This is a genomic window from Dolichospermum circinale AWQC131C (assembly GCF_000426905.1).
Lineage (GTDB): Bacteria > Cyanobacteriota > Cyanobacteriia > Cyanobacteriales > Nostocaceae > Dolichospermum > Dolichospermum circinale.
The window spans coordinates 1-1,183 of sequence record NZ_KE384658.1; the positions used below are offsets into that span (position 1 = coordinate 1).

Sequence of the window (1,183 nt, forward strand, 5' to 3'; positions counted from 1 at the left end):
CTGTACCAACAGGTCAGGCGATCGCTGCCCTTGGAGTAAGCATGGCTACTGAGTATATAATGTAATTGAACTCTAAAATCAACTCAAATCTTAATACTTAAATAATAAAATTATAAAAACTTGAAAACAGATAGTCTATTTTACCGATTATTCCAAACATTTCCGCCACTACTGTTTGATCTGCTCAAATTTACCCCCGTTAACAGTAATTACAAATTCAAGTCAGTAGAAATAAAACAAACAGCCTTTCGTCTGGACGGAGTATTTTCACCACCGGAAAACGACCACAATTACCCTCTATTTTTTGTAGAAGTCCAATTTCAAACAGATAAACTATTTTATCACCGCTTTTTTAGCGAAATATTCCTTTACCTGCGTCAATTTGACCCCCTCAACCCCTGGCAAGGAGTAGTTATTTATCCCAATCGTCAGACAGACACGGGAAAAACCTGCCACTATGACTTTTTATTGGCAAGTTCCAGAGTCCACCGTATATACTTAAATGAATTAGAACCTCCAGCAAATGCCCCCATTAGTCTGAAGTTGTTAAAACTGATTGTTACTCCTGCGGATAAAAGTGCAGTTTTAGCACAAGAAATTGCCAAAGAAACCTATAAAGAAATAACTCAAAGACCATTGCAATTACAACTGATTGATTTGCTAGAGACTATCATGGTTTATAAACTGCCTATTTTAAGTAGAGAGGAAATACAGCAGATGATAGGAATAACAGACGTAGACCTCAAACAAACCCGTTTTTATCAGGATGTCTTTGCTGAAGGACAACAGGAAGGAAAACAACAAGGAAAGCAAGAAGGAAAACAAGAAGGAAAACAAGAAGAGGGAGTGAGTATAGTTCTGCGTCTTCTAAAACGGCAATTTGGTTCTTTAGATTCTGCCATTGAAACTCGAATTCGGGGTTTGAAACTAAGTGTAATTGAAATGTTAGTTGATCAATTACTTGATTTTAAGGATATTTCTGAGTTAAAAACCTGGTTAGAAGACCACTAAATTTTCGCCTTTAATCTATCCCCTAAAGCCAACTTATAATCGCATGAGATATACTTTATTATTGATATTAAAAGCGATCGCTAATTTATGAAATCTCGAATACCCGCATAAATACCCGCATAAAACCAGTGGCAAAAAAAGCAGATATAGGCAGTAAAAGATTAATCAGTCT

The 1,183-nt window shown here is 36.1% G+C and carries 1 protein-coding gene; it reads left to right on the top strand.

Translation table 11 applies throughout. The features are described from left to right. The first annotated feature begins 120 nt into the window (after positions 1-120). Positions 121-1,011 carry an Rpn family recombination-promoting nuclease/putative transposase gene (locus ACIR131C_RS0120690; RefSeq protein ID WP_028091692.1) on the top strand — a complete coding sequence of 297 codons (891 nt, stop codon included), beginning with the start codon at positions 121-123 and terminating at the stop codon, positions 1,009-1,011. Positions 1,012-1,183: the final 172 nt, after the last annotated feature.